Annotated in this window: 24 protein-coding genes; 12 read left to right on the forward strand and 12 right to left on the reverse strand. The window is 34.5% G+C overall.

The window, feature by feature from the left end:
• Positions 1-29 precede the first annotated feature (29 nt).
• Positions 30-1,073, forward strand: a complete 1,044-nt coding sequence (locus tag EHC72_RS14265; protein ID WP_131538384.1) for a hypothetical protein — start codon at positions 30-32, stop codon at positions 1,071-1,073.
• A gap of 71 nt (positions 1,074-1,144) precedes the next feature.
• On the opposite strand, the gene EHC72_RS14270 is transcribed toward EHC72_RS14265, so the two are convergent.
• The 4 genes from EHC72_RS14270 to EHC72_RS14285 form a co-directional block, all read right to left on the reverse strand.
• A complete protein-coding gene (locus EHC72_RS14270) occupies positions 1,145-1,705 on the reverse strand; it encodes a type 1 glutamine amidotransferase domain-containing protein (protein WP_131538385.1) in 561 nt (186 codons plus the stop codon).
• A 76-nt stretch (positions 1,706-1,781) separates the two neighbouring features.
• On the reverse strand, positions 1,782-2,456 hold the full coding sequence (locus EHC72_RS14275) for a phosphatase PAP2 family protein (RefSeq protein WP_131538386.1): 675 nt from the start codon (positions 2,454-2,456) through the stop codon (positions 1,782-1,784).
• A gap of 72 nt (positions 2,457-2,528) precedes the next feature.
• Positions 2,529-3,275 carry a glycosyltransferase family 2 protein gene (locus tag EHC72_RS14280; RefSeq protein WP_131538387.1) on the reverse strand — a complete coding sequence of 249 codons (747 nt, stop codon included), beginning with the start codon at positions 3,273-3,275 and terminating at the stop codon, positions 2,529-2,531.
• 158 nt (positions 3,276-3,433) lie between these two features.
• A complete protein-coding gene (locus EHC72_RS14285; protein ID WP_131538388.1) occupies positions 3,434-4,714 on the reverse strand; it encodes a glycosyltransferase family 4 protein in 1,281 nt (426 codons plus the stop codon).
• Between the two features lie 124 nt (positions 4,715-4,838).
• On the opposite strand from EHC72_RS14285, the gene EHC72_RS14290 reads away from it, so the two are divergent.
• Together EHC72_RS14290 and EHC72_RS14295 are read left to right on the forward strand one after the other, a co-directional pair.
• The gene (locus tag EHC72_RS14290) at positions 4,839-5,588 is read left to right on the forward strand and encodes a methyltransferase domain-containing protein (RefSeq protein WP_131538389.1); all 750 of its coding nucleotides are present in this window, start codon (positions 4,839-4,841) and stop codon (positions 5,586-5,588) included.
• A 6-nt stretch (positions 5,589-5,594) separates the two neighbouring features.
• Positions 5,595-7,142, forward strand: coding sequence for a rhomboid family intramembrane serine protease (locus tag EHC72_RS14295; protein ID WP_131538390.1), 1,548 nt, complete (start codon positions 5,595-5,597; stop codon positions 7,140-7,142).
• 2,249 nt (positions 7,143-9,391) lie between these two features.
• On the opposite strand, the gene EHC72_RS14300 is transcribed toward EHC72_RS14295, so the two are convergent.
• The 8 genes from EHC72_RS14300 to EHC72_RS14335 all read right to left on the reverse strand — a co-directional run bounded on the left by EHC72_RS14300 (position 9,392) and on the right by EHC72_RS14335 (position 16,687).
• Positions 9,392-10,846 (reverse strand): alpha-L-fucosidase, encoded by a 1,455-nt coding sequence (locus EHC72_RS14300; protein WP_131538391.1) that lies wholly within the window; start codon positions 10,844-10,846, stop codon positions 9,392-9,394.
• A gap of 41 nt (positions 10,847-10,887) precedes the next feature.
• Entirely contained in the window at positions 10,888-11,799 is a 912-nt protein-coding gene (locus EHC72_RS14305; protein WP_131538392.1) for a glycosyltransferase, read from the reverse strand.
• Positions 11,800-11,802: 3 nt separating this feature from the next.
• Positions 11,803-12,564 carry a class I SAM-dependent methyltransferase gene (locus EHC72_RS14310; protein ID WP_131538393.1) on the reverse strand — a complete coding sequence of 254 codons (762 nt, stop codon included), beginning with the start codon at positions 12,562-12,564 and terminating at the stop codon, positions 11,803-11,805.
• A gap of 19 nt (positions 12,565-12,583) precedes the next feature.
• Positions 12,584-13,231 carry a class I SAM-dependent methyltransferase gene (locus tag EHC72_RS14315; protein ID WP_131538394.1) on the reverse strand — a complete coding sequence of 216 codons (648 nt, stop codon included), beginning with the start codon at positions 13,229-13,231 and terminating at the stop codon, positions 12,584-12,586.
• Positions 13,228-14,547 carry a flippase gene (locus EHC72_RS14320; protein WP_131538395.1) on the reverse strand — a complete coding sequence of 440 codons (1,320 nt, stop codon included), beginning with the start codon at positions 14,545-14,547 and terminating at the stop codon, positions 13,228-13,230. The genes EHC72_RS14315 and EHC72_RS14320 overlap by 4 nt, the downstream gene beginning before the upstream one ends.
• A gap of 130 nt (positions 14,548-14,677) precedes the next feature.
• Complete coding sequence (locus tag EHC72_RS14325) at positions 14,678-15,199, reverse strand: DinB family protein (protein WP_131538396.1); 522 nt, start codon at positions 15,197-15,199, stop codon at positions 14,678-14,680.
• A 17-nt stretch (positions 15,200-15,216) separates the two neighbouring features.
• Complete coding sequence (locus tag EHC72_RS14330) at positions 15,217-15,924, reverse strand: DUF4476 domain-containing protein (protein WP_131538397.1); 708 nt, start codon at positions 15,922-15,924, stop codon at positions 15,217-15,219.
• Between the two features lie 73 nt (positions 15,925-15,997).
• Positions 15,998-16,687, reverse strand: coding sequence for a YjjG family noncanonical pyrimidine nucleotidase (locus EHC72_RS14335; protein ID WP_131538398.1), 690 nt, complete (start codon positions 16,685-16,687; stop codon positions 15,998-16,000).
• A 932-nt stretch (positions 16,688-17,619) separates the two neighbouring features.
• Between EHC72_RS14335 and EHC72_RS14340 the strand changes: the two genes are divergently transcribed.
• From EHC72_RS14340 to EHC72_RS14375, 9 genes are all read left to right on the forward strand, one after another.
• Positions 17,620-19,272, forward strand: a complete 1,653-nt coding sequence (locus EHC72_RS14340; protein WP_131538399.1) for a hypothetical protein — start codon at positions 17,620-17,622, stop codon at positions 19,270-19,272.
• Complete coding sequence (locus EHC72_RS14345; RefSeq protein WP_131538400.1) at positions 19,250-19,675, forward strand: hypothetical protein; 426 nt, start codon at positions 19,250-19,252, stop codon at positions 19,673-19,675. Before EHC72_RS14340 ends, EHC72_RS14345 begins: the two co-directional genes overlap by 23 nt.
• A gap of 111 nt (positions 19,676-19,786) precedes the next feature.
• Positions 19,787-19,966 carry a DUF3289 family protein gene (locus EHC72_RS23280; RefSeq protein WP_394346881.1) on the forward strand — a complete coding sequence of 60 codons (180 nt, stop codon included), beginning with the start codon at positions 19,787-19,789 and terminating at the stop codon, positions 19,964-19,966.
• 6 nt (positions 19,967-19,972) lie between these two features.
• Entirely contained in the window at positions 19,973-20,437 is a 465-nt protein-coding gene (locus EHC72_RS14355) for a hypothetical protein (RefSeq protein WP_131538402.1), read from the forward strand.
• 139 nt (positions 20,438-20,576) lie between these two features.
• Positions 20,577-20,684 carry a DUF3289 family protein gene (locus EHC72_RS23110; protein ID WP_246029430.1) on the forward strand — a complete coding sequence of 36 codons (108 nt, stop codon included), beginning with the start codon at positions 20,577-20,579 and terminating at the stop codon, positions 20,682-20,684.
• A 9-nt stretch (positions 20,685-20,693) separates the two neighbouring features.
• Positions 20,694-21,116, forward strand: a complete 423-nt coding sequence (locus EHC72_RS14360; RefSeq protein WP_131538403.1) for a hypothetical protein — start codon at positions 20,694-20,696, stop codon at positions 21,114-21,116.
• 187 nt (positions 21,117-21,303) lie between these two features.
• Positions 21,304-21,912, forward strand: coding sequence for a hypothetical protein (locus EHC72_RS14365; protein WP_131538404.1), 609 nt, complete (start codon positions 21,304-21,306; stop codon positions 21,910-21,912).
• Between the two features lie 158 nt (positions 21,913-22,070).
• Positions 22,071-22,286, forward strand: coding sequence for a DUF3289 family protein (locus tag EHC72_RS23285; protein WP_394346882.1), 216 nt, complete (start codon positions 22,071-22,073; stop codon positions 22,284-22,286).
• A gap of 6 nt (positions 22,287-22,292) precedes the next feature.
• On the forward strand, positions 22,293-22,537 hold a 245-nt coding region (locus EHC72_RS14375; RefSeq protein WP_131538405.1), incomplete at its 3' end, for a hypothetical protein.

Here is a 22,537-nt window from a genome sequence, read left to right on the forward strand (position 1 = left end):
AAATATTTAAAATAGTACATTGCTTCTGCATGGAAAACAATGATGTAAAAATTTCGAAAAAGAAACCGATTTTTCCGGTTACACCTGCTTTGCAGAAATATTTGCGCAGTTACCAGCGTGAAGCTAAATTACCAATTTCTTATAGCGATTTAATGCAGTTTAACGAGGCTTTTCCTTTAATGGATAAGAATGGGAAAGACTCACTTTGGGAAGGGCCAATTTATGCACAGGATTTAATCGAGAACCTGCACAACGGTTTAAAAGAAGTTTATGCAAACTTAAAGGCATCAGGAAATCTTCGTATTGTACAACATAAATACATAGATAAAATAGAATATTGCACTTTTGGCAATACGCATCCTTTTCGAATTAGAATTGTAAATAGGCTTAATGATGTTTACGACTATTTCTACATTAAAAAGGCTGATGCTTCCAGAATTTACGGTCTTGAAATGGAGGAAATATTGTCGCCCAATCAGGTTAATTATTTAGTAGATGGCGATACTTTAGTAGAAGAACATATTGCAGGGATTCCGGGTGATGTATTTACAAAGGGCCAATTGTATACGCCGGAATTCAATCCTACAAGAATTGCTAAAGAGTTTGTAAAATTTAATGAGCGTTGCTTAATTATGCTTTTAGGCGATATGAGGGCCTACAATTTCGTGGTACAGATAACGCCCGATTTTGATGATATACAATTTAGAATTCGTGCCATAGATTTCGATCAGCAGTTTTATGAAGGAAATCTTAAAGTTTACTTGCCTCAGTTTTTTAAGGAAAACTTACCCTATGTTAAAATGAGTATGGAGCAGTTAACCGAGAAAACTGTTTTGCAATATCAGCAAGAAGAAAGATCTTCTATTGTACATCGGGTTAGGAGTGAGCGCCACCGATTAACCGATTTGAGAGATGTATCAAATAAAGAAGAATTAACAACCCCAGAAAATATTGCTTCATTGAAACAAGGTATGTCTGAATATTTTAAGGATGCACATTATTTGAAATGCAACACCATGACGGACATTATAGAACTGAATATTAAAAATATTATTCGGCAGGTTAAGTTGTAGTATACAGCAAAAAAAACGGCTGACCTAAGCCAACCGTTTCTGAGTGAATCTAGAAAGAGCGTCCAAAACGCTTAGGCGTGCTGCCCTTCATGTACGCCTTCTGCAAATTCCTCAACAATTTTATCGTTAAATGCAGGCAAATCCTCAGGGGTACGGCTTGTTACTAAACCTTGGTCTACAACAACCTCTTCATCTACCCAATTTGCACCTGCATTGATTAAATCTTGCGATATGTTTTTAACAGAAGTCATTTTTCTGCCTTTTACAACATCGGCATTAATTAAAGTTTGTGGTCCGTGGCAGATGGCTGCGACAGGCTTTCCGGCGGCAAAAAATGCTTTTACAAAAGAAATTGCCTCTTCATTTACCCTAAGTTGATCCGGGTTAATTACTCCGCCAGGCAGTACCAAGCCCGAATAATCGTCAGCGTTGGCTTCTGTAATGGTTTTATCAACATCAACCTCAATAGACCAATGATCGTGTGCCCATGCTTTTATTTTACCACTTTTAGATGAAATGATGTGAACTGTAGCGCCTTCTTCCTTTAATCTTTTTACAGGTTCTGTTAATTCTACTTCTTCAAATCCACTTTCTGAGAGTACTGCAATATTTCGATTACTTAATTGTGCCATAATATAATTTTTAATAGGTGATTATATTATAGACAGTTGTAATAAAATATTGTTTTAAAATTATAGATAATGAAGCTTATCTCTCGATGAGCGATACCGTTTGTTGCTTTTTATTTCTGAAGAATTTCTTAGTCGGTTTTAGTATTTTTTGGTCATAAACGAAATAATAGCTTAGTAAGCCAAACAGTACACCTAAAAAAGCGCCCAATACAACATCTTGCAAAAAGTGCTGGGCCAGATATATGCGAGAATAACCCACCATAACCGCAATAATAAAGCAAGGAATACAAATTTTATGTTTTTTAAAAACGAGTATTAATATGGTTGCAAGGCAAAATGCCGAAGTAGTATGACCAGAAGGAAATGAGTTTGAGCCATGTAAAGTAATGCCAGGTAAAAAATATTTATACTGAAATGCAGTGCTTTCAAAATAAACTTTTGGTCTAGGAAAATAAAATATCCTTTTCAAAGCTTGCGCAATAAATCCGGAGGTTAAATAACCTAAGAGCAATGTTGCTGCCTTTTTCTTCTTTTTAAGGAAGATAAATAGAAGTGTAACAGCTAAAAATATTAAACCATCACCGAGGAATGTATAAATTGAAAAAAAATTATTGAGCCATGTACAATGAAAACCATTTAAAAAAATAAAACTTTCCGTTTTACTGAATAATAAACTTATTATAAAAAAAATAAATAAAGTTGCTGCAATCAGGCTAAAATATAACTGATGTTTTTTGATTTGCTGGAGCATATTTTTGTAGATATGTCACAAAAATATCATGTCATTATTAATTCAGTTTAACCTTATAATTACGAAATGTAGTTAATCGTTCGTTCTACGATGTTTTAAAAAATAAAAGGCCAAGTTACCGGCAATAATAATGTGGTTAAAAATATTGGGTATAAGACCATAGTATTTGGTAAAGATGGAAAAACGTTCTTTAAGACTTTCGCGATGTTTTTTCTTGCTCATACCGCCAACCAAATATTTGGCTACATAACGATGTACGTTAACTATGCTAGATGCTTTTTTGGCTGCTTTAATAATCCAATCAATATCGGCGCTATACTTGTATTTTAAATCGTAAGGAACCAAAATACTACGACGAATGTAAATTGCCTGATGGCTAATATTCATTCCAAACTTAAAGCTTGTCCAATCAAAATTTTCCGGTGCTTCGTGTCTGCGGCGGCCTAAGCTTTCCCAGTTATCATTAAACATTTCTGTTTCGCCATAATAAATATCAGCCCCAGCTTCGGTATCAAATACTTCTTCAACGGTGGTGTCATCATAAATTTCATCACCCGAGTTCATAAATAAAACATAATCGCCAGTGGCTAATGCCAATCCTTTATTCATGGCATCATAAATCCCCTTATCCGGTTCGGAAACAATTTTAGAGATCTGCGCCGTATATTTTTGAATAATTTCCAGTGTACCATCGGTAGATGCCCCATCAATAACAATGTACTCTATCTTTTTGTAGGTTTGGTTTAATACAGATTTAATTGTCCGCTCAATATCGCGGGCATTATTATACACTATGGTAATAACGGTTAATTTGGGCAAGGGAATTTGTTTTGGATTGCAGTAAATTTAATAAACATTGGTTGATTTTTTTATTCGCAATAAATAAAATGAAACTTTATAAACAGAATCTTGGGAGAGCGTGTAAATTTTGGTAGTTAATTCTGCTTTGCAACAAAAGTCAATAAATAAGTTAAAAGCTATTTTGGTTGTAAATCTATCAATGCTTTATAAAGATTTATGTGCTGCTCTGCCACTACCTTTTCAGAGAAATGCTCCAAAATAGTTCTTCGCGCTTCCTTTTGAATTTCCTCTTTTTCATCCTCATGGTAAAGCCATTCAATACCATTAGCCAAGTCTTCGGCATTTTTATATTCAGCTAAATATCCATTCTGCAAATGTTGCACCATATCGGGTATTCCGCCTGTTGTAAACGCAATTACGGGTGTAGCACATGCCAAGCTTTCCATTACTGTATTTGGAAGATTATCTTCTAATGATGGCGTTATAAAAGCATCAGCCGCAGAGTAGCATTTCGCCAAATGGTCATCTTTATTGATGGTGCCTAAAAAGGTAGTTTTAAAGGGAAAGGTTGGCATTTCTGCATTCTCCTTATTACCAAAAATAACAAGTTCTATATTCTCTTTTTTTATGCCTGGCCTACGGGATAAAATTTCTAAAGCTTCAATTAAGTAAGGTGTACCCTTATGTTTATCATTTTTTGAAGGCATAAAACCGCTCATCAATACAAATTTATCGGGGTTTATCTTTAATATTTTCTTAGCCTCAGCTTTAACATAAGGTTTAAAAATATTTGTTTCGATAGTATTTGGAATTACAGAGCTTTTTCTGGTGCCAAGTAAACTACTAAACTTAACTGATGCTGCCATCCATTTACTTGGTGCAACTACGTGGAAATTAAGTTCGGTATATGCTTTTTGTTTCCTTACCCATGTTTTGTGTGAAATATCGTTATTGCCACTTATTTTTAATATCGGACAATTGCCGCATTGATGATGGAAGTTTTCGCAGCCATAACGTACGTGGCAACCTCCGGTAAAGGCGTTACTATCATGAAATGTCCAAACAACAGGTTTCTCCAGTTCATCAATTTCGGCAAGGAATTTCGGCGTTAAAAAACCATGATTAACCCAATGAAGATGAATTACATCTGCATTTTTAACATCGGGATGTTTAATTACAGAACGCCCAAACCATTGTAAGCTAAAGGGTGTTTTAACGGATTTACTAAGCCATTTGGAAAAATAACGCTCAGCTAAAATATTGTAAACAGCCTTTGCCTTGGCAATTGGACTTTTACTAAAGGTATCGATTTTGGGATTTTGACCAAATTTGTAGTAAACCAACACTTTAGATTCCACACCAGAGGCTTTAAGCGCATCGCTTAGCCTTAAGCAAGCCCTGCCAGCGCCCCCGTTTCCATCATAAGTGTTTAAGTGTACTACTTTCAAATCGATCAAAAATACATTTTATTGTTTAACCCAGCTATTGTGGTTGCGATTACAAGATATAAAAATAATTAAACGTAAAAATATCAAATCTCTTATTCTTTGTGTTTCTTTGGGCTTTGAATTATTTTGCAACATGACAAATTTATTAACTGACAGGGCTTTTTGGGTAAATTATTGGGAAAGTAAAAAAGGATTAGCGGTTCAATTACCAGCTAATTACTTGTTTCATAGCCAGCTTGCGGCTTTGGTTAGTAAAAATAATATTAAAACTGCTATAGAGTTAGGCGGTTTTCCTGGATATTACGCCGTCTTTTTAAAAAAATATTTAAAGCTTGATGTTACCTTATTAGATTATTTTGTGCACCCACCAGTTGTAAAAGAACTTTTGGAAAAAAACAATCTAACCGAAAAGGATATTACTGTTATTGAAACAGATTTATTTAACTACGAGCCTGCGCAACAATATGATTTGGTTTTAAGTTGTGGTTTAATAGAACATTTTAATGATACCGCTGATATTATAAATCGCCATATTGCTTTTGTAAAACCTGGCGGCACTTTATTTATTACGTTGCCAAACTTTAAAGCAGTAAATGGCTGGTTCCAAAGAAATTTTGATAAAGAAAATTACGATAAACATAACATTAACAGTATGAATCCTGCTTTGCTTGTTTCTATTTGTGAAAAAGCAGGTTTGAAGGAAATTAAAGTTTGTTATTTTGGTAGGTTTAGTGTTTGGTTAGAAAACGAACAAGAGAAAAGTGGGGCAGTTCGTTTATTTAAAAAGGCTGTTTGGTTAACGGGAAAAATTTTTACCAAAATTATTCCATTCGAGAGTAAAAGTTTATCTCCTTATATTATATTAGAGGCTAAGAAAATTTAACGCTCTATGTCTATTTGTTGGGGTTACTCGCCAAAAATTGAAAAATATATTCCTTTGGCTGATTATCCTGCCGATCGTTATTTAATTATAGCTCAACAGGTAATTGAAAATTTGGGTTGGAAACTGAGTCATATTTCCGAAACAGGACTGATTGCCTATACACCAATTTCTTTTCAATCTTTTAGTGAAGAAATCTCGATAAGAATTTTAAATAATTTTGCTGTTGTAAAAAGCGAGTGCGTGGGTATTCAGCTTTTACTTAACGATTATGGAAAAAACGATTCCAATCTTGATAGGTTCTTTCATGAGTTTGAATATGTACAATATCATCTACAAGGTATTTGGGAGGAAAAACTAATTGCGTTTCATGAGCTGATTTTAAATCAGGATGATGGCTATTTTGAAAAAGCACCTTTAGCAACAAAAAATAAAATTAAAAACGTGTTGTATCTCTTTTTGCCTCAAAAGGGATATACTGCAACGCCAATTATTTTGCTACTTAACGTTTTTTATTATGCCTTGATGTTTGCCATTTCAGCAGTTTATGCGGCTATTTTATTTTCAGGTCATGGAAATTCCGGAGATGTTGATTTTACGAAAGAGTTTGAACAACTGATTCTAAACTTCGGTGTAAATAACCGAAATCTGGTTTTAGAAGGGCAATATTGGCGATTATTTACCTGTCAATTTATTCATGGTTCTGCATGGCACATATTTTTTAATATGTATGCTTTAATTTATTTAGGATTAATGATTGAGAATAAATTAGGATGGAAAAAATTCCTTTTTATTTATTTATTAAGTGGCGCTTGCGGTGGTTTGCTCAGTCTATCGTTCCATCAAATGGGTATTATGCTTGGTGCATCAGGCTCTGTAATGGGCTTGTATGGTGCATTTATCGCTTTGCTAATTAATAATTTTTACGAAAAACACGCAAGACAATCTTTATTAATTAGTACCATGTGTGTGGTAATTTATGTCTTAATAAATGGTGCAATAGGTAAAAGGGTAGATAATGCTGCTCATATCGGTGGTTTTATTTCTGGGTTTGCATTGTGCTATATTTTAACTTTTAAACCAAGTAACACTATTAGATTTAAGCCGTTTTCCAGATATGCAGTTTGCACAATCTTGTTTGTACTATTATCTGGCATGGTTTTACACTATAGTCCAAAGTATGAAACTGAAAAATTTTATGAATTGAAAAATGATTTCAATAATAATTTATTGGGATTTAATAACTTAATGAGGATTAAAGTATCACAAAGTAAAGATGATAAGCTTGTGCTCATTAAATCAGAAGGCATTGAGGCGGCTAAAAAGAATATAGAAATTACTAAACAAATGCAGGTGCTTACCTTAAAGCCGAAAGATGCTTATGATAGGGCACAGAAGACTGAAATTGCACGCAAATGTTTTAAAGCTTCTATGTTAATGTATCGGGATGTAAAGGGGGATAGTATTATTAAATATAGCAAGGCAACATCAGCAGGAATTAGAGATGTTGTTATTCAATGTTATAAACTGAGTGATACTTTGGATAAAATGCCGTAAGCTTTTAGGGGCACAATCCACGCGTTTAACTAGGCGTTTCTCACTATTATTATGGCTTTAGGGAGTTCAGAAAAGCGGAAGACTCTTAAATCTTTTACCGAGGTTACTAAGATTGCTTCGTGCCTTTTCTTAACAAGTTTGTACAATCATAAAGGTTAGTTTAGCGATTGCTTACACACTAACAAATCCAAACCACTGTTTTTTAGTTAAGCTTCCAATCGGCATGGTCAATTATTCGGGAAGCACTGCGTAAGCCCACCCACTGCCTTAAACAGAAAAATTGCGAGCCGACAATTTTTGGTTCTTTTTGTTGTCAAAAAGAATAAAGCCCACGCGGCAGCGGAAAGCATTGTCTTGCCAGACGGGCTTCGTACCTTTTTCTTAACAAAAAGGTACCCAAAAGTCAAGGCTGGCACCCTTTCTTACATAGCACCATTATAATTCTTAAAGCAGTAATATGAGGCTTAGCCCAACACACAATCCCAACCCTCGCTGCATATTCCTTTGGTTATTCGTATAACGGATGTAAGTACAAGAATTATAATGAGCTATTCTACGAAATGCTGCTATGCCTGGGCGTAATCGGAAAGGGGTAGTAATTTTAATTAAAGTTAGTTTAGCGATTGCTTACACTCCAACAAGTCCAAACCACTGTTTTTTAGTTAAGCTTTCAATCGGCATGGTCAATTATTCGGGAAGCACAATCTAATCCCACCCACTGCCTTAAACAGAAAAATTGCGAGCCGACAATTTTTGGTTCTTTTTGTTGTCAAAAAGAATAAGGCCACCGCGGCAGCGGAATAAAGGTTTGTCTTGCCAGAGGGGCTTTGTACCTTTTTCTTAACAAAAAGGTACCCAAAAGTCAAGGCTTGCACCCTTTCTTACATAGCACCATTATAATTTTTAAAGCAGTAATATGAGGCTTAGCCCGACACACAATCCCAACCCTCGCTGCATATTCCTTGGGTTATTCGTAAAACGTAAGCAAGTACAAGAATTATAATGAGCTATTCTGCGAAATGCTGCTATGCCTGGGCGTAATCTGATAATTCAGTAATATAATTTAAAGTTAGTTTAGCGATCGCCTATACTCCCAATAAGTCCAAACCACTGTTTTTTAGTTAAGCTTTAAATCGGCATGGTCAATTATTCGGGAAGCACAATCTAATCCCACCCACTGCCTTAAACAGAAAAATTGCGAGCCGACAATTTTTGGTTCTTTTTGTTGTCAAATAGAATAAGGCCACCGCGGCAGCGGAATAAAGGTTTGTCTTGCCAGACGGGCTTTGTACCTTTTTCTTAACAAAAAGGTACCCAAAAGTCAAGGCTGGCATTCCTTTCTTGCATAGCAGCATTATAATTCAGACAGCAGTAATATGAGGCTTAGCCCAAAACACAATCCTGCGCCCGCTGCATATTCCTTGGGTTATTCGTAAAACGTAAGCAAGTACAAGAATTATAATGAGCTATTCTGCGAAATGCTGCTATGCCTGGGTGTAATCGGGAAGGATAGTGATTTTAATTAAAGTTAGTTTAGCGATTGCTTATCATCCCAACAAATCCAAACCACTGTTTTTTAGTTAAGCTCTAAATCGGCATGGTCAATTATTCGGGAAGCACTACCCAAGCCTACCCATTGCCTTAAACAGAAAAATTGCGAGCCGACAATTTTTGGTTCTTTTTGTTGTCAAAAAGAATAGAAGCCTCCGCGGCAGCGGAACAAAGGTTTGTCTTGCCAGACGGGCTTCGTACCTTTTTCTTAACAAAAAGATACCCAAAAGTCAAGGCTTGCACCCTTTCTTGGATAGCAACATTATAATTTTTAAAGCAGTAATATGAGGCTTAGCCCAACACACAATCCCAACCCTCGCTGCATATTCCTTTGGTTATTCGTATAACGGATGTAAGTACAAGAATTCTAATGAGCTATTCTGCGAAATGCTGCTATGCCTGGGCGTAATCGGAAAGGGGTAGTAATTTTAATTAAAGTTAGTTTAGCGATTGCTTACACTCCAATAAATCCAAACCACTGTTTTTTAGTTAAGCTTTAAATCGGCATGGTCAATTATTCGGGAAGCACAATCTAATCCCACCCACTGCCTTAAACAGAAAAATTGCGAGCCGACAATTTTTGGTTCTTTTTGTTGTCAAAAAGAATAGAAGCCCCCGCGGCAGCGGAAAGCATTGTCTTGCCAGACGGGCTTCGTACCTTTTTCTTAACAAAAAGGTACCCAAAGATTACTATTAACTTATTTTGTCGTTTTATAAATTCCAAATTCACTTAAGGTTATGCAAACTGGAGATTTGGTAATGTTTACTCTAACTTTGTTGGCTGTTACTGCAGTTTCAAGTTTAATTAATTTTTTCGCACCAACTGTTTGTCCTTCATAAACTTTTTTCCAAGTCCCATTTTCAAAAACCTCTACATTAAAATCTTCAATTCTTTGGCCCAAAGGAATATATTCCTGTAAACTAATAATATCAAAAGTTTTAGGCATCTTTAAATCAAGCTCTAAACTTGCTGTATGAACCTGATCTATAGTTGCCCAATAGGTTAGCTTATTATTATCGATAAGTTTAGCCGTGCCAAAATTTTTCCCACGGGTGTTGCTAGCTTTAACAATTGCGCCTTTTGCAAGGTTATTGGCAAAAGTATGTTTAATCATATTACCAAAACCCGCTAAAGCTGCCACATCATCATCATGCAGTTTACCGCGAGTATCTGGTGCTAAACCTAAATCTAAACCGGCACCATGCCCAACACTTTTTAGGTATAAATCAAAAAGAGTTTCGGGACTTTTGGGTTTCTCGCTAGCGTGATAAAACCATCCTTTTCTTAAAGGAACATCACATTCTGCAGGCATCCAGAATTTGCCATTTCTAATGCCTGTTGGGCTTTGCGGATAGTTTGCTTGCCCAGGTACGGCTACATTTTTACCTTCTGGTGGAAGCGGTGTAAAAGTTGCCCAACTATTTTCTGCTGCGGTACCATCTTCGCTACCAACCCAGCGTACATCAGGACCAATATCACTAAAAATACTTGCCATAGGCTGCATTTTTCTAGTAATAGCCCAAGTATTTTTCCAGTCGTAATAAACCGTATTATCTATAGATCTTTTCTCTTTAGCACCACCATAATAACCATCGCCTCCATTTGCACCATCATGCCAGCTCATAAAAAGTTTGCCATAGTTGCTATATAATTCCTTTAACTGTGCCTGGTAAATTGCTAAATATTTTTCAGTGGCATACAGAGCATTATTTCTATCCCAAGGAGAGCAATACACACCAAATTTCAATCCGTTTTTGCGTGCAGCCTGCTCCACTTCTTTAACCATATCGCCTTTTCCATTTCTGAAAGGACTTTTAGATATGTTGTAGGCTGTTGTTTTTGTTGGCCAAAGGGCGAAGCCATCATGATGCTTTGATACCAGAATAACAGCTTTTAAGCCTCCAGCTTTTGCGGCTTTAATAATCTGCTCTGCATTAAAATCTGTGGGATTAAAGGTTTTTGGATCAGCATCACCAAAGCCCCATTCTTTATTTTCGAATGTAGTAGGTGTAAAATGAATTAAACCATAAACTTCTATATCGTGCCAGGCAAGCTGTCTTTTAGTAGGTACTGCACCATAAGGTTTAGGTGCTTTTTGAGCAAAACAAAATACGCTGCTGATGATGAGCAGTAAAAAGGTTAGAATCTTCATCTGGTTATAGATTGGAATTCCTAAGATATAGATTATAACAATTAAATAATTGGCATTTTATTCAGCTTTTCTGTCAAAAAGCGTTTAACCCGATCCCATAAACTTCCCTTACGATTAGTTAGAAAGCCTTTTATGGCTTGGTAGGCTTCTGCATTCTCGGCAATTACATCAGGAAACTGAGAAATTGGTTTAGGGTTAATAATTACGTTGTAAATATCGTTTATACCGGAGTGAACACCCGTACCATCATGCCCAATATTGTTTACTAGCGATTGTGAGGGATTGAGTGTTAAGCCGCCTTTTAAAAAAATGGATGCATACCACCTAATGGCCCAGCTATTATTTTTGCCAGCTTTAAACTCTTGCATCTGCTTCCAAAAATTCATGGTTTTGTCGATAGAAAATGCATTTCTTTTTTTAGCATCAAACTGGTTGATGAGGGTGTCAATATTAGGTTCAAAATTTTTCCATGCCCTTTCCCAGGTGGCCCAGCCCCAGCTTGTAGCTGCACGGTAAAAAAAGGTTTGTGGTAGGTTTTGTTGTAACGGATACATGTAAGCACCAATATGCATTACTTTTTCTTCGTTACGGTATCGATTTAAAGCATCATTAAAATAGGTTAAGGTGTGTGGCGAAGTAACCAAGTCATCCTCCAAAACAATTACTTGCCCATAATCTTTAATCAACTGAGATACGCCAGCAATAACTGAATTTGCTAAACCAGCGTTTTCCTTGCGTTCTATAATTTTAACAGATTTAAAGCCATCAATTGCATTGATGATTGCCCTTACTTCGGCAACTTTTTGATCGTCTTTTTCGCTTTTTGCACCATCAGAAAAAATATATAATCGACTATCTGTCGCTAATTCATTTTGCTGCAAAAATTTTATTGTACGCGATGTATGCTGCGGCCTATTGTAAACGAAAAGTGCTATGGGAGCAAGGTTTTGCATGGTTTAAAAGATATGCAGGTTATGATCTGATTTTTTAGTTAAAACAGTATAAGCGTTTGCAAACTGTTCTTTTTTCTTTTGCCCGAGTAAGTTGCCAATAAACTTTTTAATTCGATATTCGAGTTCGATTTTTAAGTTTTTGCTAAATGTTTTTGGTGCCTTTCTGTTTATAAACTCATTAAACTTAACCGTTTCAGTAGCCGTCATAGAAACTTTATCTTCAATAATTTCTAAACCTTCGCTTTGCAATAAAAACCTTAAAGATGTTGGCGTATACATATTAATGTGCCCATAATCTAAAAAGTGTTTCATGCGCTTATCTACACCAAAACGGTAATCTTTAGGCACCTCCACCACAACATATTTAGCAACCCGCTTAAGCTCACGCAGTAAAATCCTTTCGTGCTCTACGTGTTCTAAAACATGTGCTAATATCACCAAGTCAAAACTATCATCATCATATGGAATTTTATATCCATCAAATGTTTTAGCTTCTTTAAGGTGGCTTAATTTACGTTCTAAAATTATATCTACTCCACTTTGAGCAATTTCAAGAGCATAAATTTCGGGGGCAAAATTCCATTCATTTAAAAAATGGAGTATGCTACCATCGCCAGCACCAACTTCTAATACTTTTTTGGGTTTGATACTTTTACAAACATCAATAATATTTTGAGCCTTATACTTAGCGCCAAGCATGCGCCAGGCTACATCGCTCTGCGTATAAAAATTATCGTAGGCTGTTTTTACTTCTTCGCTTAGCATGTGATGTTTTAATTGCAGATTATATTCCTAAACAGTTATCTGCCTTGTAAAAAACAGAGGTTGCTTTTTCGTAAAATAAACCAGGAGAAATGCCGCTAAAGCTAATTTCTTTAAATCCTTTTTCTTTTAAAAAAGTTCTGGCAGCATCATAAACTTTACGTTCACTATCATCTAAAACCAAAACTCCGGTAGGCGATAAAGCATTAACACTGTATTTGCAACAGTTTACCCTATCACGCCCGTCAACAATAATAATATCAAATTTCTTGTTTAGTAGTGTTGCCTTTTTAGCGTATTCGCCATTGGTTTCGAGTTGACAAAAAATCATTTCTGCATTTGCCGGACTAGTATTTTTTACATTTTCGAACCAGTTTTTATCGTGCTCTACAGAGGTTACCGTTGCAGCTCTTTCTGCATAAAATAAGGTAGAGCTACCAGAGCCATATTCGAAAATATGCTGTGTTTTATTAATTCTCTCTTTAATAAAATCGATAAATGAATAAGTAACCCAAGGCAACGCCTTTCCGTTACCATCAACGGCCTGTTTTTTATCAAAGGCGGTAAACCAACCTATGCTGTTTAAATAACCTTTATGCCCGTATGATAGTAGTGCTTTAAGCCTTGCTGGCTTTGCTATTAAATTTGCTAATGCTTTAAGATTGCTCAACGTTTAAATATTTTTTGAAATGCTGTGACCAAAAATAATGATTTTAACATCATTATACCTTGCTGGCGGGTTTTTGGTATTAATAAAAGGTAGAATGTAGAAACAAAACATGCTATTAATGTGGCAATTGAAGCTCCAATTCCTGCATATTGAGGGATAAGCCACAAGTTTAATAATATATTTACTATTGCTCCAGCTGCCGTTCTGTAAAAAGAAATTTTGGTATAACCTTCTGCTATGAGGTATTGTGAGCTTGCACTCCCTAAAAAAACAAAAATGCCCGACCAAATATGGATGGACAACATAGAGCCAGCTCCTTCAAATTTATTAGAATACAAGATGTGAATAATATAATTTGCAGTAAAACTTATAAATATAGCAACAGGTAAACATATGAACGTAAGTAAATCGTACAAATTGCCAAGCCGTTTTATGTAGCGGTTATAATCTGTTTTTCGTGCGTTTACCAAAGCTGGAAATACGGAAGTTACAATGGCTACAGGAATAAAATACCAAGCTTCGCTAAGGGTTGCCGCGGCACTATAAATACCTACCGCTTTACTGCCTACATTTTTTAACATAATAACATCTATTTTCATGTAAATAGATACCATAACTGCTGATAAAATTAATGGCGAAGATTGCTTTAATAAAGCTTTAGCTCTTTTCTTGTTGTAGGTCCATTTAAAAATATTTAAGCCTCTTTTTTGATAAACGATTACCAACCCTAAGGCTAAACTAACGCCATCAAAAATGAAGGTTAAAACAATATATATAAGTGGAAGCCCTAATGTTACTACCGTTATTTTTAAAATAGCAGAAACTATGAGGCAAATGTTTTGAACATGTACTACATATTTGGATTGAACTTGTGATTGAAAGTAAGCATCTATTACGTTAAATGATTTAAAGAAATAGGCGAGGGCAAGTAAACCAACCATTAGGGTTAAAGGTTTGCCGGGATTGCCCGATAGCTGGTGGCTTATCCAGTAAATACCTATTGCAATTGGAATTAAAGCTGCATATGTTACAATTCTAAGCCAAAGTGATGTGCCCAAAATTTCATCTCGCTTTGCAGGCTCCTGTATAATTTCACGAATAATAAAGGTATCAAGTCCTAAGGCTCCAATAGCTGCCAGAATTGTAACAATGGCAAGGCCAAAGTTTAAATCACCAAAAGAAGATGGACCCAGATAACGTGCAACAACTAAACCTATAATAAGACTTAGCATTTTTCCAAACATTAACCAACCTGTATTTTTTAAATACTTGTTAAATGCAGCTTCATCAAAACCTTTTATGGTGGGTAATTTCATTGCAGCAAAGATGTGAAAAAAATGCTTCAGGTTTTTTATGTGATTGAGTTTATTGAATGAGTGAATTTTGAATGAATGTTTTTAAACGTAGCGTTATCATTCTATAATTCAATCATTCAAAATTCATTCATTAAAGGCCATTAAAACTCTTTTCTATGCGGCCGAGTTGTTTAAGGTGGTGTTTTAAATGAATTTCGATAAAGCGAAACCATTGATCTGCATTTAAATAACCAAGACGTGGATGTTTTATTTTACTTTTTTTATTTGCACTTGCCACTAAACCATAAACCTCTGCTAGCTCTTTTTCAAATTGATGGATAAAGTCAAAGGCCTCATTTTTGCTGATTTTTTTAACTCTATCCATTAATCGTTTAGGTACTTTATATTTTTTTGCTGGCGGTAAAAAGCCTAGAAATAAAATTACTTTAACTGCAAAAGCTGTTGGTTTATCTTCTCCTTTATTCTCTATACAATGCTGTAAAGCCATTATAGAGAGCAAACTAGAATCGAAAATGTGAGAATATACTTCGCTATAACTCCAGCCATTAATTGGTGGCGTGGTTTGATAAATCTCATCCGAATAAGCCATTAATTTGGCTTTATAGGCATCCACCGTTTTTTTAATAGAAGAATTGACTTTTGCTATGTTCATTTAATAAAGATATAGAATTACTGTTTTCCTAAAAATTCTAAGAAAGAATCTTTGTAATTAAAAAACTCAAAAACATCCGATAGGGTAAAATAATTTTGAGGGTCGGCAACATCTTTATATAAGCTTTTGGCCATATCCAATCTTTTTTGATCAAAGGTATAAGGCTTTAAAAGTGTTCTAATTTGTGCTGATGAAAGGGAAGCGTTCCTACTTACAGCATTTATCATTTTTGTTCTGCCATCATCAAAACTTTCTTTTTTATATTGATCGTAGAACTGTTGGAAGGCTTCAGCAGATAATAATCTGTAATTACGATCTGGGAGCGAAATTATTGGAGGAACAATGCCTGTGTTGTAAGAATCGGTATAATCATCAAAATCATTTAATGCGTATTGGCGATTTCTATAGATATTTAATTCTTTACTAATAATTAAGCCACTTCTTTTAGAATAACTTAAAACTAAGCGCTGGTTGGGATTGGTACTTAATTTCCTTTTATACAATGTTATATTGCCTTGTATTATAGACAGGGTTGGTGCTGAATTGTAAACATCGTAAAACCTGAAACGACCATTTGCTGAACCAACAAATTCATTATCTAGATACACGGTGTAGTTGCCTGGTTCTTCAATTTGAACAAAAACTTCTGATTTACGCTGATTGCCTTGCGCAAAGGCAAAGTTAAAACTGATTAATGCCAGTCCTAACAGGATGATTTTTTTCATAATTATGTGTTTAATTTGTGTGTGTATCTGCTTATTGCTAAACAAATGCCAAAATCAAACAGCTGTATCTGGTTTAAAATAAAAGAAGTAGTTCTTTAAGGTGTGTAATTTCCTGCTTTACATCTTCTGGTTTTTCTTTTTTTAATGGATTAAAGAAAATAGCTTCCATCCCAAAGTTTAAAGCACCATAAATATCAGCTTCCAAACTATCGCCAATCATGATGCTTTCTTCTTTACGGGCTTGGGCTTTATCTAAAGCATGCTGAAAAATTACAGGACTGGGTTTATTAACGCCAACATCTTCTGATATGATTACGTTGTGGAAATAGGGGTTAAGGTTAGAAACATTCATTTTGGTAAGTGTTGTTTCCTTAAAGCCATTGGATATGATATGCAGCGTATATTTTTGTTGCAGGTAAGCAAGTACTTCTTCTGCGGCATCAAATAAATTGGTTTTGGTTGGAGAAATATTTACATAATCATCCTCAAACTGATGCGGAACAGCATCAGGGTGGACGCCCAGCTGAATAAAGGTTTTGCTAAAACGTTCTGATCTTAAAAAGTCTTTGGTGATTTTCCCTAGGTGATAATCTGCCCAAAGCTGATGATTATTTTCAGTATAAGTGGCAATAAAATCAGCACAGGATGTTAGGCCAAGTTTATTTAAATCGTAAGTATGATAAAGCTCGTTTAGTGTTTCTTCGGCATTCCGATCAAAATCCCAAATGGTATGATCGAGATCAAAAAAAATGTGTTTCTTCATTGGGAAGCAATCGTTTTAATTTGTGCCAAAGGTAAGGGCTTATTGTAGTGGTTTAGAAATAATCTGAAACTTTTACATTAATCTCCTCAATCAATTCTTTATTGCCCCACTAACTCATTTATGATGATTTAAGCGCCCGGTTTGCAAAAGGCAGCCCAAAAAAACAGAATAAGATTTAACACTTTTGCCTCAATTTTGATACTATTAGTCTATAATTAATCACTAATAGTATCAAAATATAGACTAATAGTATTTAAGTAATTACCAATAGTATCAAATTATAGATTAATAGTCATTAATTATAGGTTAATAGTATTTAAGCAATCACTAATAGTATCAAATTATAGACTAATAATGATTAATTAGTAGCTATTGGGCTTAAGTTAATCTCTAATTGTATTTAAGAAGCACTTTTCTTTTTGATAGGCTACTCAAACTGCACCACATTAATTTAGGAGTAATAAGCCTGACCAATTAAATACCAAAGATGAAGTTTAGCCTTTTTATTATCGGCTACTTATTTTTCTTTGATTTGATAATTTGATATTGGCTAAAGGCCACCAACGATCCTGCAATAATAATAAGGCCTGCAGAAATTAAATTCTGAGGGTTTTGGTTAATATAGTAAGCTGCACTTGAGTTAACTATAGATAAAACTCCCATTAACTACCTATTAACAAGTGGAATAAGCTTATATATGAAATACAGTTTAGAAAACTAAGGCCTACGTATAATTTACATTTAAGTTATTTTTAATTATAGTGCATTGTAATTAATATATTACAATGTATATTCGTGCATCATCATCCCGAAAATAAATATCCAAAACTTATTTAAAATGATGAAAAAATTTAACGCTCACAAGTAAAGCTACGGCTTGCCTAATTGTATTGTGCCTATTCTTGGCACAATCTTGCCGTAAAGACAATTTAATGCCCAATGCAAACGACCTTACAAATGGGCTCTCAATTGCAGATGCTAAACAGTACTTTGAAAAAAATCTATCAAATGTTGAAGATAATCCTGACTTAAATTCATACCTAAAAACTAAAACACCTCTCTGGAAAAATGCCTATATTGATAATTTTAACGGTAAAACGGTTGTTAAAGTCCCTTTAAAGTTCGACAATCTTTTTTGGGAACTCGATGATAAAATGCATACCAAAATGCCCTATGATAACTTGAATTATCTATGCTTTTACGTCGACTCAGGCTTAAATATTAAGGCAGAATGGGTAAGTCTATTTCCAGATACGGAATGGGCATATGGTGAAAAAGATATTTACACTGGGCAGGCTACAATCAGGGATTGGAATGGAACCCTACTCAAAGTTTTTATCTATAAAAAAGGCGAACAGCCTTTGGGTTTTAGCACAAAGCTACCATCCACAAAAAATTCGACTAAAAATAATATACAATCTGGCAATGGCAAAATAATGTCAACAGACAACGAAACCTTGATAGATCCACAAGCTTTTTGTTGGTCTAATCCAATAGTACAATGTGCCACCTGTGCCGTAGTGTTGACAAAACCATCTGACGGAAATACATGCGCACCCGTTGGCGCAACAAAAGAAGTATGTAAAATGATAGGCTTTGATGAAAGATGCCGTTTATATCCCGATCCAAAAACTGAGTTACCTGGTGGTGGAAGTTCTGGTTCTTCAGGTGGCCAAAGTGGCGGCCAACCGGGTAGCGGAGGCTTTGCTGATGGTTGGATTTACCCTCCAGAAACATGTAATATATTTACTGATCCGAGACATTGCATCCACACCTGGCTGCGCCCTATTGAATTGAGGGCAAATATTGGAAGCTTTTTAAATGAAGAACAGTTATATTTCCTGGCTCAGAATCCAGTTATTTACCACGAGTTAAGTACTTATTACTTTAACAGTTCTCGTGAAGATGAAGACCAAGGTTTTATAAGTTGGGCAGTTAGTTATTTGAAAGAGAATAATACTGTAACCTATGATAGTATTATTGATAGTGAATACGATTCTAATATTGTTTTTCCTACAAATTCAGAATTATCAGCTTATTTAGAAACGTCTATTGACGATTCTGAAACAAGGATTGTTATGAGCCCACAGGATATACAAAAATACCCTAAATTAACATCAATAGTTAAAGGTTTATATAATAAAGTCAAGTCGACACCAAAAATATTACAAGCTCTTGTTAAATACTCTGGTTTAACAGAGACATCAGTTTTGAACCACCTGAAATTCAATAAATCTGGCCCAATAATTTATGTAACTCCTAAGGAACAGATGAAAAGCTATAATCCAAAAACAAAAACATATCGTAATTCTTATGGAAAATGCATTAGTGGTGAGCAAAATCAATCATTCATTTTTTTGAATAAGGAATTTATTGATTTGCTGGAAACTTCAAATGGAGCTAACGCTGATGCTTTAACTCTATTGATTGCCGGGACAATATTACATGAATACATTCATTGGGCTGACAATAACTTCAAATTGTCACCATCTTTACCGGGAGAAATGGGAGAGCTTTTTGAAAAAGACGCATATGGAAGAATAATCGAATACAATAATAGAAATGGAAAAATATATTATCGATAAAACAAAGCTGTTAATATTAGTAATCTTAATGGCATCACTTACTTACTGTAAGGAAACAAATAAAATATCAATTCCTCAGGATATAGTTATTAAAAGCACTGAATATGTTATAAAGAGTTATAAAAAGTATCTCAATGGGAAGAAATATATTTTAAAAAGGGAGTTTACTGAAAGTGTAAAGCCTTTTAAAGTTGGCAATCAAAAAATAGAGATCGTAAATGAAAAGGAAATTAGTGATTTGAATGTATCTACAATAGAGTTCTATAAGTTTAGTGGTAATATTAATGGTGATATTGAAGTCGAATTGTTATTATTACCTCGCAAGCAATATGTAAAGCTTTATTTTACAAAAATCGAAACAGACAATTGGAAATGCACGAACGTTGAAGCATGGCAAAATTGATTTATTTCTTTAACACCAACCTATTTCAGATAGAAGATCAGAATGTAAAATCAAATCCGCGGACTCTTCAACAGACAGGCCAACTGTATACTACTTAGAAGCGGCATATTTATAGCCGTAATTGAAGTTACCATTATGGACCACTTTGGTTTAGATAAAAATGATGTAGTTGGCAAGCAACATATCCACGATGGGTTCCCTGCCTGGTGGATTTTACAGCACAATAGGGGTTATGTACCCTTTCAGACCAAGGTAATATCTAGAAAAACGATAAAGGGGTACTATAAATAAAACAATATGAAATTTAAAGCTTTAATACTTCTTAGCCTTCTTAGCATCTTACTAGCATGCAGTGTACAAAAGCCACCGAAGTTTATTTTATTGGATAGCAACAAAAGATATTTTCCTGAGACTAACGAAAGTAAAACCTCGTGGACATACGATTATATTATTGAAAATTATCATAATAATAAATACTCTGCAAAGCAGATTGATAGCTTTGCATATCAATTAGGCAAACTTAAAAAAGACAGTTGTAATTCCCTTTTAATTACTTTTTATAAGGCTTCTGATATAACCAACCTCAGTCATCTTAAAGAAAATCCTAGAGATTTATATCGGTATTCTATGGATAATGATATGATATTTAACTATTGGTGGTCTGATCATGTATTCTTGGGAAGAACAAAATTTAAAAATGGTGAAATAATTGACCCTAAAAACACTGTAATAGTTACAGATCCACCTCCATTAAAACAATAACTTTAGTTATATATTAGTTGTAATGAAATTCAAAATAATTGAAACTGAGAACATTCATGAAAGGGATGGTATACCTTTCGGGCTGAGGATTCATTATATACTTCATTTCAAATGAGGGTTGCGAGCTTTGTAAATTCGCATGGAGGTTGAAGTTACCATCATGGACCACTTTGGTTTAGATAAAAATGATGTTGTTGGCAACCAACATATCCACGATGGATTCCCTGCCTGGTGGATTTTACAATAATTAAATCATATGAAAAAAACAAGTGTAATCGTATTCGCAATGCTTATAACGGTTTTAGGATGCAAAACAAATTATAAATACCCTAGATTTGATTATGACAATGGCCCAAATCCTTGTATTAATGCTTTTAAAGACAGGGTCTTTTTTGCTATTCTGGAGGAATGTTATAAAGGAACAGATGCGATGAAAGAAATGAATAAAAGAGATTATGGCAATCCCTATGATGGAATTTACTCTCCTGTCTTATTTAAGAAAATAGACTCCATTGGAAAGGATTTTGCGAGAAAAATACCTCCTCCTGTACTGTGTGATGAATGTACAAAGGAACAAAATTATTTCATGGCACAAGCACTACATTATTATAGAAGTTATGAGCTTGATTCGATAGCAAAGGCAGAACTTAAAAAACTAGGCATGAATTGCCCTGACTAATTTTTTTAAAGTAGATAGATTAATTACATTAAGGTACTCTCCTATTTTAGCTGAAGGGAGGGTTACTCTATTCAATTGTCATTGATTTAATAACAAGTACAAACAGCTATAGCAGATTATAGAAATCTTGCAGGAATGCATGATTATATCATTACACAAGTACGAAAAAGCATAAAGAAATAAGATTATGAAAAAGTTCGTATTAGTATTTGTATGTGCTCTGTTCTTAAATATTTGTTGGGGGCAAAAGCCAAAAATAAATTATGATCAGAAAAGCATCAAAAGAACAATAACCAATTTTTTAAAATGGTATAAAACACAGGAAACAATAAAACCTGTTGAAGTAATAGATACAACAGAACTGCATAATGCCATTATAGTTTGGGATGAGATTGATACCCTTATAAAACCAACTGTTAATATGGCTGCTGTTGAGCATTATTTAGACAGATTAAAAGCTAGTTATTACTTCTCTGAGACATTTATTAATGATCTAAGACAATACCACCAAAAAATAAAAGATGAATTAAAAACTACCACACCTTCACCAAAAAGTGAAGGTCTCTATGCCATCCCCGGTTTAAATTTAGATATTGTTTTTGGAACTTTTGAGCCAGAAGAAATTTATAGCCGGTATAAATCAGGTGTTTTCAAAAAAATTTCGATTGTAAATAATAAGGCCATCGTTCAGTTTTATATTCCTAAGTCATCTAACTATGATTATACAAAAGTGCTATTCACATTAACTAAAGAAAAAGAGAATTGGCTAATAGATTATATAGGTTATTATAATTAATAAATGGCTAATAGATTATTTTGGGATAGACATGACAAATGTTGATAAATGGGATAAAAAATCTCGTCAAATAAAATAATTTATTTGCTTTATAAAAACGCTATGATGTATCAAATCGTCGTAGCGTTTCTATATATATCACTTCAAAAGGAAGAAGAATTCCGGATACTTCTTTCGATCAAGTCGGCAAATTTCTAGCCGTAATTGAAGTTACCATCATGGACCACTTTGGTTTAGATAAAAATGATGTAGTTGGCAAGCAACATATCCACGATGGGTTCCCTGCCTGGTGGATTTTACAGCACAATAGGGGTTATGTACCCTTTCAGACCAAGGTAATATCTAGAAAAACGATAAAGGGGTACTATAAATAAAACAATATGAAATTTAAAGCTTTAATACTTCTTAGCCTTCCTAGCATTTTACTAGCATGCAGTGTACAAAAGCCACTGAAGTTTATTTTATTAAAAAATAGCAAAACATTTGCTCCAGAAACTGATGAAAAAGTAACTTATTGGGGAGATAGTTATATTATTGAAAATTATCATAATAATAAATACTCTGCAAAGCAGATTGATAGCTTTGCATATCAATTAGGCAAACTTAAAAAAGACAGTTGTAATTC

This window comes from Pedobacter nototheniae (assembly GCF_004335085.1).
Classification (GTDB): Bacteria; Bacteroidota; Bacteroidia; order Sphingobacteriales; family Sphingobacteriaceae; genus Pedobacter; species Pedobacter nototheniae.